At 65.6% G+C, this 16,144-nt stretch carries 13 protein-coding genes and 2 pseudogenes; 13 read left to right on the top strand and 2 right to left on the bottom strand.

Going from position 1 to position 16,144, the window contains the following annotated elements; all coding sequences use genetic code 11:
- The first annotated feature begins 16 nt into the window (after window positions 1-16).
- The 6 genes from ASC78_RS16775 to ASC78_RS16800 all read left to right on the top strand — a co-directional run bounded on the left by ASC78_RS16775 (window position 17) and on the right by ASC78_RS16800 (window position 6,226).
- Entirely contained in the window at window positions 17-1,045 is a 1,029-nt protein-coding gene (locus ASC78_RS16775) for an ABC transporter substrate-binding protein (RefSeq protein WP_055803317.1), read from the top strand.
- Window positions 1,046-1,065: 20 nt separating this feature from the next.
- A complete protein-coding gene (locus tag ASC78_RS16780) occupies window positions 1,066-2,322 on the top strand; it encodes an ABC transporter permease (protein WP_055803320.1) in 1,257 nt (418 codons plus the stop codon).
- 22 nt (window positions 2,323-2,344) lie between these two features.
- Entirely contained in the window at window positions 2,345-3,163 is an 819-nt protein-coding gene (locus tag ASC78_RS16785; protein WP_055803322.1) for an ABC transporter permease, read from the top strand.
- Window positions 3,164-3,174: 11 nt separating this feature from the next.
- A complete protein-coding gene (speB, locus tag ASC78_RS16790; protein WP_055803473.1) occupies window positions 3,175-4,131 on the top strand; it encodes an agmatinase in 957 nt (318 codons plus the stop codon).
- A 52-nt stretch (window positions 4,132-4,183) separates the two neighbouring features.
- Entirely contained in the window at window positions 4,184-5,662 is a 1,479-nt protein-coding gene (locus ASC78_RS16795) for an NAD-dependent succinate-semialdehyde dehydrogenase (protein ID WP_055803325.1), read from the top strand.
- A 126-nt stretch (window positions 5,663-5,788) separates the two neighbouring features.
- A complete protein-coding gene (locus tag ASC78_RS16800) occupies window positions 5,789-6,226 on the top strand; it encodes a DUF4019 domain-containing protein (RefSeq protein ID WP_055803329.1) in 438 nt (145 codons plus the stop codon).
- Between the two features lie 77 nt (window positions 6,227-6,303).
- Here the strand turns inward: ASC78_RS16800 and ASC78_RS16805 are convergent, their stop codons facing one another.
- Both ASC78_RS16805 and ASC78_RS16810 read right to left on the bottom strand, forming a co-directional pair.
- Window positions 6,304-7,020: a response regulator transcription factor gene (locus ASC78_RS16805; RefSeq protein WP_055803331.1), complete on the bottom strand. Its 717-nt coding sequence runs from the start codon at window positions 7,018-7,020 to the stop codon at window positions 6,304-6,306.
- 214 nt (window positions 7,021-7,234) lie between these two features.
- Complete coding sequence (locus ASC78_RS16810) at window positions 7,235-8,251, bottom strand: LacI family DNA-binding transcriptional regulator (protein WP_055803333.1); 1,017 nt, start codon at window positions 8,249-8,251, stop codon at window positions 7,235-7,237.
- A 215-nt stretch (window positions 8,252-8,466) separates the two neighbouring features.
- Between ASC78_RS16810 and ASC78_RS16815 the strand changes: the two genes are divergently transcribed.
- The 7 genes and pseudogenes from ASC78_RS16815 to ASC78_RS28035 all read left to right on the top strand — a co-directional run.
- Complete coding sequence (locus ASC78_RS16815; RefSeq protein ID WP_055803336.1) at window positions 8,467-9,246, top strand: response regulator transcription factor; 780 nt, start codon at window positions 8,467-8,469, stop codon at window positions 9,244-9,246.
- A gap of 214 nt (window positions 9,247-9,460) precedes the next feature.
- Window positions 9,461-10,222 carry a winged helix-turn-helix domain-containing protein gene (locus ASC78_RS16820; protein WP_082517563.1) on the top strand — a complete coding sequence of 254 codons (762 nt, stop codon included), beginning with the start codon at window positions 9,461-9,463 and terminating at the stop codon, window positions 10,220-10,222.
- 238 nt (window positions 10,223-10,460) lie between these two features.
- The gene (locus ASC78_RS28370) at window positions 10,461-10,598 is read left to right on the top strand and encodes a hypothetical protein (protein WP_162246104.1); all 138 of its coding nucleotides are present in this window, start codon (window positions 10,461-10,463) and stop codon (window positions 10,596-10,598) included.
- Window positions 10,599-10,614: 16 nt separating this feature from the next.
- A pseudogene (locus ASC78_RS28375) lies at window positions 10,615-11,205 on the top strand (ESPR-type extended signal peptide-containing protein); the annotation flags it as partial.
- A complete protein-coding gene (locus ASC78_RS16825) occupies window positions 11,203-14,559 on the top strand; it encodes a beta strand repeat-containing protein (protein ID WP_443082727.1) in 3,357 nt (1,118 codons plus the stop codon). The pseudogene ASC78_RS28375 and the gene ASC78_RS16825, both read left to right, overlap by 3 nt.
- Window positions 14,560-14,725: 166 nt before the next feature.
- Window positions 14,726-14,837: hypothetical protein (locus ASC78_RS28380; RefSeq protein ID WP_443082728.1), on the top strand; the 112-nt coding region annotated here is incomplete at its 3' end.
- A gap of 104 nt (window positions 14,838-14,941) precedes the next feature.
- Window positions 14,942-16,144, top strand: a pseudogene (locus tag ASC78_RS28035) (ESPR-type extended signal peptide-containing protein); the annotation flags it as partial.

Raw genomic sequence — 16,144 nt, forward strand, 5'->3', positions numbered from 1 at the left:
CAGGAAGATACCCGCCATGAAAAAGACATTCCTCGCCTGCACCGTCGCGGCCAGCTTCGCACTGCCTGCCTTCGCGCAGCAGCAGCTCACCGTGGTCAACTTTGGTGGCGCCAACGCCAACGCGCAGAAGAAGGCTTATTACGAGCCCTACGAGAAGACCGGCACCAAGATCATCCCGGTCGAATACAACGGTGAGCAGGCCAAGATCAAGGCCATGGTCGAGACCAAGAAGGTCACCTGGGACGTGGTCGAAGTCGAATCGCCCGACGCCGCGCGCGGCTGCGACGAAGGCCTGTTCGAGAAGCTCGACTATTCGAAGATCGGCAACAAGGCCGACTTCCTGCCGGCCGCGGTCACCGACTGCGGCGTCGGCCTCTTCGTGTGGTCGACCGTGATGGCCTACAACGGCGAAAAGCTCAAGACCGCGCCCACCAGCTGGGCCGACTTCTGGGACGTGAAGAAGATCCCCGGTAAGCGCGGCATGCGCAAGGGCGCGCGCTACAACCTCGAGTTCGCGCTCATGGCCGACGGCGTGAAGCCCGCCGATGTCTACAAGGTGCTGGGCACCAAGGACGGCGCCGACCGCGCGTTCAAGAAGCTCACCGAACTCAAGCCCAACATCCAGTGGTGGGAAGCCGGCGCCCAGCCGCCGCAGTTCCTGGTGGCTGGCGACGTGGTGCTGACCACCGTGTACAACGGCCGCATCGACGCGGCCAACCGCGAAGGCCGTGACCTCAAGATCTACTGGCCCGGCGGCATCTACGACCTCGACTACCTGGTGATTCCGAAGGGCGCACCGAACAAGGAGGCTTCGCTGAAGTACATCCAGTTTGCAATGCAGCCTGCCAACCAGACGGTCTACGCGCAGAACATCGCCTACGGCCCGACCAACACCAAGGCCCTGGCCGCGCTCAGCCCCAAGGTGCTGGCCGACCTGCCGACCTCGGCGGCCAACGCCAAGGATTCGCTGCAGTTCAATGTCGCCTTCTGGGCTGACCAGGGCGAAGCGCTCGAGAAGCGCTTCGCATCCTGGGCCACGCAGTAAGCAGTAAAGAGGAAGAGGCCATGCACGCGGCAATGTCTGTCCCCCTGGCCTCGGCAGAGGCGCCACCCGGCGAGCTTAGGCGTGCGCTGGCGCGCGCCGAGTCGCGCCGCAAATGGCGCGCCTTTGCGCTCACGCTGCCGCTGCTGCTCTTCCTGCTGCTGACGCTGCTGGTGCCCATCGTGGCGCTGCTGCAGCGCGCGGTCGAAAACCCCGAGGTGGCCAATGCGCTGCCGCGCACCGTGCGTGCGCTCGACGGCTGGGACCGCAAGGAGGCGCCCGCGCCCGCGGCCTATGCCGCGATGGCGGGCGACCTTGGCCAGCTGCCCGACAGTTCCGATGCGGGCGCACTTGCGCGCCGCCTCAATACAGAGATAGCGGGTGCCCGGTCGCTCGTGATGGGCACCTTCCGGGCGCTGCCGATTGCCGGCACGCCGGACGAGATCAAGGCCCGCATGCTGGAGATCGATCCGCGCTGGGGCGAGGTGCCGTACTGGCAGGCGATCGCCAAGAACGGATCGCGCTGGACACCCGACTACCTGCTCGCATCAGTTGACCTGCGGCGCGACGTGGCGGGCGAGGTGGAGCGCATGCCCGCCGACCAGCGCGCATTTTTCGGCATCCTGCTGCGCACCTTCAACATCAGCGCCGTGGTCACCTTCTTCTGCCTGCTGCTGGCCTATCCGCTGGCCTGGTGGCTCTCGACGCTGCCGGCGCGCAAGGCCAACGTGCTGATGATCCTGGTGCTGGTGCCGTTCTGGACTTCCATCCTGGTGCGCGTGGCGGCGTGGATCGTGTTGCTGCAGTCCGAAGGCCTGGTGAATCGCGGGCTCATGGGCATCGGCCTCATCGATCATCCGCTGGCGCTGCTGTTCAACCGCACCGGCGTGATCATCGCCATGGTGCACATCCTGCTGCCGTTCATGATCCTGCCGCTCTACAGCGTCATGAAGAGCGTGCCGCCCACCTACCTGCGTGCGGCTGTCTCGCTGGGCAGCTCGCCGCTGGCGGCATTCTTCCGCGTGTACGTGCCGCAGACCTATCCCGGCATCGGGGCCGGCGCGCTGCTGGTGTTCATCCTGGCCATCGGCTACTACGTGACGCCGGCACTGCTCGGCGGTGCGGATGACCAGATGCTGAGCTACTACATCGCGCGCTACACCAACGTGGAAATCAACTGGGGCATGGCCTGTGCGCTGGGCGCGGTGCTGCTGGTCGCCACGCTGTTGCTGTATGCCGTGTACCGCCGCATCGGCAAGGCCGAGCTGAGCCTCGGCTGAGCGGCAAGGAAGAAAGAAAAGCATGCTGAAGCTTCCCCAATTCCCTGCCTATGCCACCTTTGCCGACAAGCTCGGCTGGTGGCTGGTGCGCGTCGGCTGCGTCGCGGTGCTGGCGTTTCTGCTGGCGCCGATCCTCGTGGTCATTCCGCTGTCTTTCTCCGACAGTTCGTTTCTGGCATATCCGATCCCGGGCTGGTCGCTCAAGTGGTATCGCCACCTGTTCGAGTCGCCCGAGTGGGCACGCGCGGCGCGCAACAGCTTCATCGTCGCGCCGGCCGCCACGGTGCTGGCCACCGTGCTGGGCACGCTGGCCGCGGTGGGACTGTCGCGCACGAACTTCGCGTTCAAGGGCTTGCTCATGAGCGTACTGATCTCGCCGATGGTGGTGCCGATCGTGGTGGTGGGCGTAGCCACTTACCTCTACTTCGCACCCATCGGCCTGGCCGACACCTACTTCGGTCTGATCGTGGTGCATGCGGCGCTGGGCGCACCTTTCGTGCTGACCACCGTGCTGGCCACCCTGGCCGGCTTCAACCACAACCTGGTGCGCGCATCGCTGAGCCTGGGCGAGACACCGTTCAGGACCTTCATGCGCATCACGCTGCCTGTGATTGCGCCGGGCGTGATCTCGGGTGCGCTGTTCGCCTTTGCCACGTCGTTCGACGAAGTGGTGGTCACGCTGTTCCTCGCGGGGCCCGACCAAGTCACGCTCCCGCGACAGATGTTCACCGGCATTCGCGAGAACATCTCGCCGACCATCGCCGCCGTGGCGACCCTGCTCATCATCTTCACCACCACGCTGCTGCTCGTGCTCGAATGGCTGCGCGGCCGGCGTCGCTGAACCCCTGCGCCATGCCTTCTGACACACCGAACCAGCCGCTCGGCGGCAACGCGATGCCGCGCTTTGCTGGCCCCGGCACGATGATGCGGCTCCCCGTTGCAACGTCTGCCGAAGGGCTGGATGCAGCCTTCATCGGCGTGCCGCTGGACATCGGCACCTCCAACCGCCCGGGCGCGCGTTTCGGGCCGCGCCAGATCCGCGCCGAATCGGCACTGCTGCGGCCCTACAACATGGCGACCGGCGCGGCGCCGTTCGATCGGCTCAACGTGGCCGACCTGGGCGACGTGCCCATCAACACCTATTCGCTCGAGAAGTCGGTCGACATCATCTCGGCTTTTTACGACACCGTGCTGGCCGCCGGCTGCGCACCGCTCACGCTGGGCGGCGACCACACCATCGCGCTGCCCATTCTTCGCGCGCTGGCACGCAAGCACGGTCCGGTGGCGCTGGTGCATGTCGACGCGCATGCGGACGTGAACGACGACATGTTCGGCGAACGCATCGCTCATGGCACGCCGTTTCGCCGCGCGGTGGAAGAAGGCCTGCTGGCCTGCGACAAGGTCTGGCAGATCGGCCTGCGCGGCACCGGCTATGCGGCCGATGATTTCGACTGGCCCCGTGAGCAGGGTTTTACCGTGGTGCAGGCCCACGAAGTCTGGTACCAGTCGCTGGCTCCGCTCATGGCGCAGGTGCGCGAGCGCATCGGGCCGACGCATCCGGTCTACATCAGCTTCGACATCGATGGCATCGACCCGTCGTTTGCAGGCGGCACGGGAACGCCCGAGATCGGCGGCCTCACCGTGCCGCAGGCACTGGAGATCGTGCGCGGCTGCCGCGGCCTGAACGTGGTGGGCGCCGACCTGGTGGAAGTCAGCCCGCCGTACGACCCCAGCGGGAACACCGCGCTGCTGGGCGCCAATCTTCTCTACGAGATGCTTTGCGTGCTGCCCGGCGTGCCCTACCGCTGATGCAAGCGGCTGGCCCGCGGCCAGTCTGATTTTCCCGAGACGACAGAACATCATGAATACGAACTCATCCCCCCTCGCATTGCTGAACGACCCGACCCTGCTCAAGACCGATGCACTGGTGGCCGGCGAATGGATCAAGGGCGCGAGCCGCTTCGACGTGAACGACCCGGCCACCGGCCAAAAGCTGGCCGATGTCGCCAACCTCTCGCGCGCGGACGCGGCCCTGGCGATTGCCGCCGCCAACAAGGCGCTCGCCGCCTGGCGCGGCAAGACCGGCAAGGAGCGCAGCATCGTCCTGCGCAAGTGGTTCGACCTCTTGATCGCCAACACCGAGGACCTGGGCCGCCTGATGACCGCCGAGCAGGGCAAGCCCTTTGCCGAGGCCAAGGGCGAGGTGGCCTACGGCGCCAGCTTCATCGAGTGGTTTGCCGAAGAAGCCAAGCGCGTGAACGGCGAGGTGCTGCCGCAGTTCGACAACAACCGACGCCTCCTGGTGATGAGGCAGGCCATCGGCGTGTGCGCGGCCATCACGCCGTGGAATTTTCCGCTGGCAATGATCACGCGCAAGGTGGCGCCGGCCTTGGCTGCCGGCTGCACGGTCGTCATCAAGCCGGCAGAGCTCACGCCGCTCACCGCACTGGCCGCGGCCGAGCTGGCGGTGCGCGCGGGCATTCCGCCCGGCGTGCTCAACGTGCTCACGGCCGACAGCCAGAACAGCATCGCCATCGGCAAGGAACTGTGCGAGAGCGACGTCGTGCGCCACCTGAGCTTCACGGGCTCCACCGAAGTCGGCCGCATCTTGATGAGCCAGTGCGCGCCAACGGTCAAGAAGCTGTCGCTCGAGCTCGGCGGCAACGCGCCCTTTCTGGTGTTCGACGACGCCGATGTCGATTCAGCGGTCGAAGGCGCCATGGCCAGCAAATACCGCAACGCGGGCCAGACCTGCGTGTGCGCGAACCGGTTGTATGTGCAAGACGGCATCTACGACAGCTTCGTCGAAAAATTCGCGGCCAAGGTCAAGGCACTCAAGGTCGGCAACGGCTTCGACGAAGGCGTGATGCAAGGCCCGCTGATCGAAGACGCGGCCATCGACAAGGTGCAGCGCCACGTCGACGATGCCGTGGCCAAGGGCGGCAAGGTGCTGGCGGGCGGGCGCAAGATCGGCGGCCAGTTCTTCGAACCCACCGTGATCGCCGAGGCCACGCCCGACATGCTCTGCGCGCGCGAGGAAACCTTCGGTCCCTTCGCACCCGTGTTCCGCTTCAAGACCGAGCAGGACGCCATCGACGCCGCCAACAACACCGAGTTCGGGCTGGCCAGCTACTTTTATACCCGCGACGTGGGCCGCATCTTTCGCGTGGCCGAGGCCCTGGAGTACGGCATGGTCGGCATCAATGCCGGCGTGATCGCCACCGAACACGTGCCCTTTGGCGGCGTGAAGCAGTCGGGCCTGGGGCGCGAGGGTTCGCACCACGGCATGGACGACTACGTCGAGATCAAGTACCTCTGCCTGGGCGACATTCAGAAATAAGAGCACCGCAACTGCGCATTAGTCCGCGCTTTTGGGAACCGGTTGGCGTCAAATCTGACAAATTCTCGCAAAACTCTTCCGCGCAAGGGGAGGGGACGGCAGTATTCGCTGCAAAGGAGTCCCCTCATGAAAATCAGACCTATTGCCGCCTGCCTCTTGACGCTCGCCACCTTCTGCACCGCGGCTTCCGCCCAGGACGTGGACCCCGGGGCGCTGGTCAAAGCCGCGCAAGCCACTGTCCAGCAAATCGACGAGGGGCGTGCCGCGTCCGTGTGGGATGGCATGTCCGCCGCGGTCAAGCAGCGCGTATCGCGCAAGGACTTCATCGACGCGACCGCGCGCTCGCGCCAGTCGTTGGGCACGCCGGGGGTTCGCTATTGGGTCACGGTCTCGCGCCAGCAAGCGCAAGGCACGTCGACCATTCCGGCAGGCATGTACAGCAGCGTCGAGTTCGAGTCGTTGGCCGGGGGAAGCAAGACCGTGCGCGAGCTGGTGTCGTTCCGGCTCGATGAGGACAACACATGGCGTGCGAGCGGCTACACCGTGCGAAGCGACGCACGCTAGAGGTCTGCGCGGTTTCGACTCCCTCTCCCTCTCCCGCTTGCGGAAGAGGGCTGGGGTGAGGGTGCGGCCGCCATCGTTCAGGCAAGGCCGCCCGCATCGGCGTCGACGGCCTCGAAACAATAGCCTTGACCGTACACGGCGGCAATTCGATAGCCGCTCTCCGGCCGCAACTGGAGCGCTGTGCGCACGCGCGAAACGTGCGTGTCCAGGGAGCGCGACGCCTGATCGGGCCACATGGAGTTGCTGATGCCCCAGACGGACTCCAGCAAGTACCGTCGCGAGAGCACGCGCCCCATGTTGCGGAACAAGAGGAGCGCGAGGTTGTATTGCTTCTGCGTCAAAACGACCGGCGCGCCGTCCATTTCCAGACGCTGGCGCGCCGGAAGAAAGTGGTAGCGGCCCCATCTCTGCTCATCGGCCGGCTGCTGTACGTAGGCGCGCCGCATGAGTGCGCAAACTCGCGCGGCGAGTTCGCCCGGCCGGATCGGGCTCACGATGATGTCGTCCGCACCGGCAACCAGCGCTTCCACGATGTCCTCCTCTTCGTTCCGTTGCGTCATCATGAGCATCGGCACGCGGTCTTTCAACGTGGTGCGCGCCCAACGCGCGAACTGCGGTCCCGTGGTGTCGGGCAATTGCCAGTCCAGCACCACCAGATCGAAGGTTTCTCGCAGCAGTTCGCGCTCCAGTGCGCTGCCCAGGCTGAAGGCTTGGCAGTCATGCCCGAGCGGTTGAAGAATACTTGCGATAAGGGCGAGTTCCTCGCCATTGTTGGCCAATACGGCAATTTGCATCACGTTCTCCCTTCAGGGACCTCCGAGCAGAATGAGTCATCAAGCGGACCGGCGGGCGTCCACCGGGGCTTGGGTTCTGATCCTGCTTGGAAGTCTGAAATGGCGAGAGAATCCAGCGAGAGTTCGTCAGATTTGAAATGCAAAACACCTGGTCATATAGGCATTAGTTCACATTTGTTGCGGCGCCCGCTCTCTTGCGGGCAGGCCCGTCAACTCACGTCGTCTGCCCGGCGACGAACTCGTAACCCACGTCGTGCCGCAGCGGTGGCGTCTGGCCGGCAAGTCTTGCGAGGATCTGTTCAGCGGCCAGCTCGCCAATGCGATGGCGCGGTGACTTGACCGTCGTCAGCCGCAGCGGCAAGGCTTCGCCGATCTCCAGTCCGTTGAATCCTGCCAGCGCGAGGCGGCCGGGAACGTCGATGCCCGTGGCCATGCAGTGCATCAGCCCGCCCACCGCCATGTCGTCGTTCGAGAAATAAACGGCGTCCAGGTCTGGATGAGACTGGAGCAGTTGCGCGAGGCCCGCGCGGCCCAGCAGCAGCGATGATGACTGGGGTGCCGTGAATTCACCCTCCAGTTGGAGCCCGCGTTCCGCCAGGCCCTGCTCGAAGCCTGTCTTGCGTTTGGCGCCGCGCAAGTCGCGGCTGAGGTCGCCCCCCACGTAGCCGATCCGGCGCCGCCCCATGTCGGCAAAAAACCGTCCCGTGTCGCGGCCGGCCTCTCGGTTCGAGAAGCCCACCGCCATGTCGATCGACTCTCCGTCGAGGTCCATCAGTTCCACCACCGGACTGCGCACCTCGCGCAGGATCTGCCTTGCGCGCGGCGTGTGTTCGAGTCCCGCCAGGATCCAGCCCGAGGGCCGCCAGGACTGCATGGCCGCAATGACTTCTTCCTCCTTTGCGAGGTCGTAATCCGAGACGCCGATGACCGCCTGATAGCCCGAGGCTCCAAAGCGCTCGTTGGCCCCGCGCAGCACCTCCGGAAAAACGATGTTGCTCAGCGAGGGGACGATCACCGCGATCAACCGGCTCTTTGCCGTGGCCAGCGCGCCCGCCAGCCGGTTCGGCACGTAGCCCAGGGCGGCGATGGCGGCCTGCACCTTGGCCCGGGTCTGGTCGGAGACGTTGGCATGGTCGTGCAGCACCCGCGAAACGGTCATGCCGCTGACCCCCGCCAGGCGCGCCACTTCCTCCAGGGTGACGGAGGGTGTGGTTTCGGGTTGCTCGTTCATTTGTCTGTTGCTTTCTTGTTCTGTCGCCGCTGGCTCCGTGCGAGCCAAGCATAGCGGCCGGCCCGCGAAGCCCACATAAGTCAAAAGATTTCAATTGATACAGGGTTTCTCCCAGGTTGTTTGCGCTAACAATCACCGAAGATAGCAATTGTTAGCGCAAACAAGCAGATGTTCGCGCTAACAAGGTGATTGTAGATACAGATAAGAGGAACCCCATGCGCATTGCTGTCCTTGAAGACGAGCCCACCCAGATGAGCCATCTGGTCGACACGCTCGAAAATCGCTTGTTCAACAACGCCGACGAGCCCGTCTCGTGCGTGCCGTTCCACAGCGGCGAAGCCTTGCGCAGCGCGCTGCGCACCGAAAGCTTCGATCTGCTGGTGCTCGACTGGAACGTGCCTGACCTCGATGGGTTCCAGCTGCTGGCCTGGCTGCGCAAGCAGCGCGAAAGCACCGTCCCCGTCGTGATGCTGAGCGCGCGCAACTCCGAGCGAGACGCCGTGTGCGCGCTCGATGCCGGCGCCGACGACTACATCGTCAAACCCTTTCGCCCGCTCGAACTGGCCGCGCGCATTCGCCGCCTTGTGGCACCAGCGCAGTCCACGGGCAAGGGCGTGCAGGAGCGATTCGGCGACTGGGTGTTTGACCGCAGCGTCTCGAGCGTGCAGTTCCACGTGGTGGCCGGCGAACGCGCGCGATGGGTGTCGCTGAGCAACAGCGAATTCCATATGGCACTGGCGCTGTTTCGCAACCTTGGCAGGGCGGTATCGCGCACCCATCTGCTGGACCGCGCCGGCCGCGACAGCGAACCATCGAACCGCGCACTCGACAGCCAGATCTACCGGCTGCGTACCAAGCTTCGCCTGAACGTCGAGAACGGCCTTCGGCTGCATACCGTCTATGGCCAGGGCTATCGCCTGGAGCTTTGCGCACATGACGGTCCCGCGGCCGCCCCCCAAGCACAGCGTGCGGCCGGCATGGCTTCCGCGGTCTGAGGCCGGCCCCTGTGCCCTTTGGGGCAGGCCTCATGCGTGAACAAATTCGCGGAACCGCTGCGTCCGCGAATTCAATTCTCGCCAACTCTCGCAAGCCGCCCACGCCGCGCGCGGTCGCTGGGCACCATCTTCAGCACTAAGTCTTACATCGCTGCGTGGCGCTGCAATAAAGCCCACCGGCAGAGCTTGGTGCCAGTCCAGAGGAGCCCACACCATGTCAGCCAGCAAGCAGCCGCCCCATCAACGCGTGGGAGTGCTCGACCCCGTGTTTCGCACCAGGGAACACATGCGCCGCACCATCCGCGCGTTCGGCCACGCCCCCCTCATTTTTGAAGACCTGCAGGAACTGCTGTTTCTGCCCACCGCCTCGCTTCGTTGCTCCGCCATGTGCATCGGCCTGCCCCGGAGGCGTGCCGATCTGGCCACGTGGATCAGCGGCGCAAGAAACGCAGTCGGCCCCAATGTGCCGCTGCTTTTTCTCACGCGTGAAAACCTCTTGAAGCCGCTGGAATCGCTGGGCTGCAACGAAATCGACCTGCTGGTGGCCGCGCCTTCGTCGTTTTCTGATGTTTACGTCGGTCTTGAAGGCTGCATGGCACGGCACGCCCTGGCCCCCACCGGCCCCGGTCTGGAGTGGGGCGGCTATCGCTTCAAGCCGTCCACCAAATCCGTCATGGTGGACGAAGAAGAAATCCGCCTCTCACCGCTCGAATTCGAGCTTGCGCTGGAGTTCTTTCACAACGTCGGCCAGGTGCTGTCGCGCCAGTACCTGCTGACCATGGCGTCGTCGCTCGCGCCGAGCGAGTCGGGCCGCTGGCTCAACGCCTGCATTGCGCGGCTGCGCGACAAGCTCAACCTTGGCGTCTCTCGCGGCTGCGAATGGCGGCTTGTTCACATTCGCGGGCAAGGCTACAGGCTCAGCAGGAGCAGCCCCCCGGCCGCCAAAAGCGTGCGAATGCGGGGCGCGGCTGGTTAACCGGGGTAGCTCAAAGGTGCGCATTAAGTCCGCTTTTCCGCACCCGTGTGAACTCAATTCTGACAAATCCTCGCGAGATTCTCACTGCCACTTGGCCCCATCGGCACGATCCATTTCGCACGCAACACAGAGCACTCCGGGCCTCCAAAAGTTCCCCGCCGCCGCTGCTGATGCATCTGCTTCACGGGGCCTCAAGCCCTTTCAGCTATCGATTCGCACGGATTGGGAAGAGGACCGCATGACGACCAGAGAACAGCACCGAGTTTTGGGCAGCAAAGGCAGCACGAGTGCCTTTGCGGCAAATGAGCAGCAGCAACAACGCCAGAGGCAAGCCACTTTCGGCTTTGCCGGCGCTTCTATCAACGGCAAGAACTAAGCAAGGGGAGCATGGAATGAACAAGACATATCGTTCGATCTGGAATGCGGCGCTGGGGGCATTCGTCGCGGCGCCGGAAACTGCGCGGGCATGCGGAAAGAAATCTGCCGGTGGTGAAGTGGCGAAGAGCGAGAGTTCGCAGGCGCGAGCTAGGTTCTCGTCCCGCGGGTTGGGCGGGCTGACTGCAACCGCGGCGCTCATGGCGTTGGTTGGTTCATTCTCGTCGCCAGCGTATGCCAACCTTTTGGCCGGTTGCGCGACAGCCAACAGCACCGGAACCATCGTGATCGGCGGGAGTGCTGGCGAATGCGCTATCTCATATGGCGGTGGCTCCGTGGTGATCGGGGCAAATGCGCAAGGGGGTGGGGCGGAGGGTGCTGGCGCCAATGTCGCCATAGGATGGAGCGCTCAAGCCACCTCAGCCAACGCCACCGCAGTTGGATGGCAGGCTCAAGCCTGGGGCGTAAATTCCTCTGCATACGGTCAGAATTCCCGTGCATGGGGCGGTTTTTCCACGGCCCTTGGTACGGCAACATTGGCGTCTGGCCAGGGCGCTACGGCGGTGGGAAATATCGCTGAGGCTACTGGGGCGAACACAACGGCGATTGGCAATTTCGCCCGGGCACATGCCCTAGATGCGCAAGCCTTTGGCAACGGTGCAGTCGCGGATAACACTAGCGCCCTTGCAGTAGGCTATTCGGCGAATTCAAATGGTGTGCGTTCTGTCTCTGTCGGCTGGCAAGCCGTTGCCCAGCAGCAGGGAGCGATGGCCCTTGGGGGCTCTGCGAACGCGAACGGCGCTGGAAATATCGCCATAGGCGAAAGTGCCACTGCGACCGGTGCTTCAGGCTCCATCGCCATCGGCCAGTCTGCCGTTTCCAGCGGTGCCGACGCCGTCGCCATCGGCACTGGCTCCAGCTCCACCGCCGCAGGGATGAAGGGTGTTGCGCTGGGCAGCGGCGCTGTGGCCAACGTAGCGCCCGGCGTGGCGGGCTATGTGCCCGCTGGCGCGAGCGCCGCAGATGTCGCACGCATCGTGGCCACCAACAGCACCGATCTGGGCGCGGTCTCTTTGGGCTCCGCGGGCCACACCCGCCAGATCGTCAACCTGGCAGCCGGCACGAATGACAGCGACGCGGTCAACGTGGCCCAACTGAACGGCGCCGTACGGGCTGCCGTCGGCAATCCGGTGCATTACCACAGCGTCAACGACAACAGCGTGCAACAGGCGAACTACAACAACGACGGCGCCACCGGCATCAACGCGGTGGCGACGGGTGTGGCCGCCTCCGCGGCCGGCGCCAGCTCGGTGGCCATTGGTGACACGGCGAGCGCCAGCATGGCTGGCGACGTGGCGATCGGTCAGAACGCCAGCGCCAACGGCGGGACCGGCTCGGCCGTGTCGATCGGCAGAGGCAACATCGCCAACGGCGCAGGCGCGGTCGCCATCGGCGATCCCAACACTGCCACCGGCGACGGCGCCAACGCTTCCGGCCTGGACAACACGGCCACCGGCAACGGCACGGTCGCCATGGGCCACACCAACATGGTGGGCGGCGGCGGCCAGGCCGTTGACACGGCCGGTACGGCCGCGCAAGGCGCGGTTGGCATAGGCTTCCAGAACACCGCAACTGGTCAAGGTGCGGTCGCCATCGGCAATGCCAACACGGCAACGGGCGTGGGCTCGGTGGCCGTGGGCAACGCCTCGACGGCCTCGGGCCCAGGCAGCCTGGCTTTGGGCAACACGGCCGTGGCAAGCAACGCCGGCGCCGTGGCGCTGGGCTCCGGATCTGTGACGGCAGCGGCCGTGGGCACGCCCGGCGTGACCATTGCTGGCACGCCCTATGTCTTCCAAGGGACGACGCCAGCCAGCACTGTGAGCGTGGGCAGCGTGGGCGCCGAGCGCACCATCACCAACGTGGCGGCAGGCCGCATCACCGGCACCAGCACGGACGCCATCAACGGCAGCCAGCTGTTCGCCACCAACAGCGCGATCGATGCGGTGAGCGCCACCGCAAACAAGGGCATCTTCGTGACGACGGCGGCGACGGGCACCGGCACGGTCACTGGCACCACGACGCAGAACATCGCACCGGGGGGCACGGCCACCTACACGGCGGGCAACAACATCGCCATCACGCAGGCCGGCGCGAATGTGCAGATTGCCACGAGCATGACGCCGACCTTCACCAGCGTGACGACCGGCGGCCTGACGGCCACCGGCACGACCACGCTGAGCGGCGGCACCACCATTGGCGGCAGCCTGACGCTGAACCCGGCCACCACGGTGAACATGGGCGGCAACGTCATCACCAATGTGGGCACGGGCGTGGCAGGCACGGACGCGATCAACTTGACCCAGCTCAACAGCGCCGTGGCGGCAAGCGCGACCCACTACTACAGCGTCGATGACGGCCCGGCAGGAACCTTGGGCAACTACGCCAACGATGGCGCGACGGGGCTGTATTCGATGGCGGCCGGTCCGGTCGCTTCGGCGGCCGGTATCCAAGCGACTGCGGTTGGCTACAGGGCAGATGCGAGCGGCATATATGCAGTTGCAGTGGGCACGGGCTCGAAAGCGAGCGCGTACCAGTCGATTGCAATCCGGGGGATTGCAACGAACGACTATGCGGTCGCCATTGGGGCTCAAACGAGAGCCAGCGCGCGTTACACAACTGCGATCGGTAATTTCTCCGGCGCCTTCGGCGAAAGTTCTGTCGCACTGGGCGACGGGGTGACGGCGAACAAGTTGGGCGACGTGGCGATCGGCGGCTACGGTATCGCCACCGGCGTGGCGGGGGTGGGTTCAGCCGTCTCCATCGGTGGCTACAACGCCGACACCTTCGTAGGCAACGTCGCCACCGGCGCCGGCGCGGTCGCCATTGGCGATCCCAACACCGCCACCGGCAACGGCACCATCGCAGCGGGCCTGGACAACACGGCCACCGGCAACGGCGCGGTCGCCATGGGCAACACCAACATGGTCGGCGGCGGCGGGCAGGCTGTGAGCGCGGCCGGCACGGCGGCGCAGGGTGCGGTTGGCATCGGCTTCCAGAACACGGTAACAGGCCAAGGCGCTGTGGGAATTGGCGACCGCAACGTCGCCAATGGCACCAGCGCCATCGCTGTCGGCACCACTTCCACCGCCAGTTCCGCCGAGGCCGTGGCCATCGGCACCAACGCCACCGCCACTGGCGGCAAGGCGGTTTCCATCGGTTCGGGCAATACAGCCTACGGCAACGGTGCCGTTGCGATCGGCGACCCGAGCTTCGCCAGTGGCACGGGTGCTTTCGTTGGTGGCGCTGACAACATCGCCAACAGCGACGGCACAGCGACTGCAACAGCCACCAACCAGGCCAACGGCGCGGTCGCTATCGGCAATGCCAACAAGGCGATAGGCCAAGGCAGCGTGGCGCTGGGCAACGGCTCCACGGCTGGCGCTGTCGGCATCGCGGGCAATGTGGCAATCGGCGACGGCGCCACGGCGATCGTGAGTGCCGGCGACGTTGCGCTGGGCTCGGGTTCGGTAACGGCAGCGCCCGTGGGCACGCCCGGTGTGACCATTGCGGGCACGCCCTATGTGTTCCAAGGGACGACGCCAGCCAGCACGGTGAGCGTGGGCAGCGTGGGCGCCGAGCGCACCATCACAAACGTGGCGGCGGGGCGCATCAGCGGCACGAGCACGGATGCCATTAACGGCAGCCAGCTGTTCGCCACCAACTCGGCCATTGATGCGGTGAGCGCCGTGGCCAATGCAGGCTGGAACGTGACCACGGCAGCCACCGGCACCGGCACTGCGACGGGCACCAGCGTGCAGAACATCGCACCGGGCGGCACGGCCACCTACACGGCGGGCAATAACGTCGCCATCCACGGCAGCCACCGGCACCGGCACTGCGACGGGCACCAGCGTGCAGAACATCGCACCGGGCGGCACGGCCACCTACACGGCGGGCAATAACGTCGCCATCACGCAGGTCGGTTCGGAAGTGCAGATTGCCACCAGCATGACGCCCACCTTCACCAGCGTGACGACGACCAACCTGACGGCCACCGGCCCGACCACGCTGACTGGTGGCACCACCATCGGCGGCAGCCTGACGCTGAACCCGGCCACCACGGTAAACATGGGCGGCAACGTCATCACCAACGTGGCGGCGGGCGTCAACCCGACCGACGTGGCCAATGTGAGCCAGATCACCACGCTGGCGACCACGCCTATGACCTTCACCGGCAACANCAGCGTGACGACGACCAACCTGACGGCCACCGGCCCGACCACGCTGACTGGTGGCACCACCATCGGCGGCAGCCTGACGCTGAACCCGGCCACCACGGTGAACATGGGCGGCAACGTCGTCACCAACGTGGCGGCGGGCACGAACCCGACGGATGCAGTGAACCTGAGCCAGGTGACTAGTGCAACCAATGCGCTGACCAGCGCTGGCCTGAACTTCACGGGCAACGACGCGACCGCAGGGGTGGTGCACCGGGATCTCGGCACCACGCTGGCGATCCAAGGCACGGCTGCAACGGCCGGCAGCTACTCGGGCGGCAACCTGAAGACGGTGACCGATCCGGTTACGGGTGCGATCAACCTGCAGATGGCCGACTCGCCAGTGTTTGGCGCCACGACGATCAACGCCGGCGGCACGGGCATCATCAGCGGCGTGACCGCCGGTGTGGCCGGCACCGATGCGGTCAACGTGACCCAGCTGACGGCGGTGAGCAACGTGGCCAACGCGGGCTTCTTCGTGACGACGGCAGCTACCGGCACCGGCACTGCGACAGGCACCACGTCGCAGAACATCGCACCGGGCGGCACGGCCACCTACACGGCGGGCAACAACATCGCCATCACGCAAAACGGTGCAGAGGTGCAGATCGCGACCTCGGCCACGCCAACGTTCACCAGCGTGACGACGACCAACCTGACGGCCACCGGCCCGACCACGCTGACTGGTGGCACCACCATCGGCGGCAGCCTGACGCTGAACCCGGCCACCATCACCAACGTGGCGGCGGGCGTCAACCCGACCGACGTGGCCAATGTGAGCCAGATCACCACGCTGGCGACCACGCCTATGACCTTCACCGGCAACACCGGCACGGTGAACCGCCTGCTGGGCGAGACCCTGGCCATCACCGGCTTGGGCACCACGGCCGGCACTTATAGCGGCGCCAACCTGAGGACCACCGTGGTGGGCAACGAGGTGCAGCTGCAGATGACCGACACGCCGGTATTCACCAGCGTGACCACGGGCAACAGCCTGCTGGACACCAACGGCCTGACCATCACGAACGGACCGAGCGTGACCACCGCGGGCATCAACGCCAACAACACCACCATCACCAACGTGGCGCCCGGTACCCTGGGCACCGACGCGGTGAATGTGAACCAGTTGACGGCGGTGAGCAACGTGGCCAACGCGGGCTTCTTCGTGACGACGGCAGCCACCGGCACCGGCACTGCGACGGGCACCAGCGTGCAGAACATCGCACCGGGCGGCACGGCCACCTACACGGCGGGCAATAACGTCGCCATC

The sequence above is a fragment of the Variovorax sp. Root318D1 genome, assembly GCF_001424835.1.
Taxonomy (GTDB): domain Bacteria; phylum Pseudomonadota; class Gammaproteobacteria; order Burkholderiales; family Burkholderiaceae_C; genus Variovorax.

Coding starts and splice junctions, on each gene's coding strand:
- speB (WP_055803473.1), top strand. CDS start 3,175: ATGCCTTCTGACACACCGAACCAGCCGCTCGGCGGCAACGCGATGCCG.
- ASC78_RS16810 (WP_055803333.1), bottom strand. CDS start 8,251: ATGAACGAGCAACCCGAAACCACACCCTCCGTCACCCTGGAGGAAGTG.
- ASC78_RS16820 (WP_082517563.1), top strand. CDS start 9,461: ATGTCAGCCAGCAAGCAGCCGCCCCATCAACGCGTGGGAGTGCTCGAC.
- ASC78_RS16805 (WP_055803331.1), bottom strand. CDS start 7,020: ATGCAAATTGCCGTATTGGCCAACAATGGCGAGGAACTCGCCCTTATC.
- ASC78_RS16785 (WP_055803322.1), top strand. CDS start 2,345: ATGCTGAAGCTTCCCCAATTCCCTGCCTATGCCACCTTTGCCGACAAG.
- ASC78_RS16800 (WP_055803329.1), top strand. CDS start 5,789: ATGAAAATCAGACCTATTGCCGCCTGCCTCTTGACGCTCGCCACCTTC.
- ASC78_RS16775 (WP_055803317.1), top strand. CDS start 17: ATGAAAAAGACATTCCTCGCCTGCACCGTCGCGGCCAGCTTCGCACTG.
- ASC78_RS28370 (WP_162246104.1), top strand. CDS start 10,461: ATGACGACCAGAGAACAGCACCGAGTTTTGGGCAGCAAAGGCAGCACG.
- ASC78_RS16815 (WP_055803336.1), top strand. CDS start 8,467: ATGCGCATTGCTGTCCTTGAAGACGAGCCCACCCAGATGAGCCATCTG.
- ASC78_RS16795 (WP_055803325.1), top strand. CDS start 4,184: ATGAATACGAACTCATCCCCCCTCGCATTGCTGAACGACCCGACCCTG.
- ASC78_RS16780 (WP_055803320.1), top strand. CDS start 1,066: ATGCACGCGGCAATGTCTGTCCCCCTGGCCTCGGCAGAGGCGCCACCC.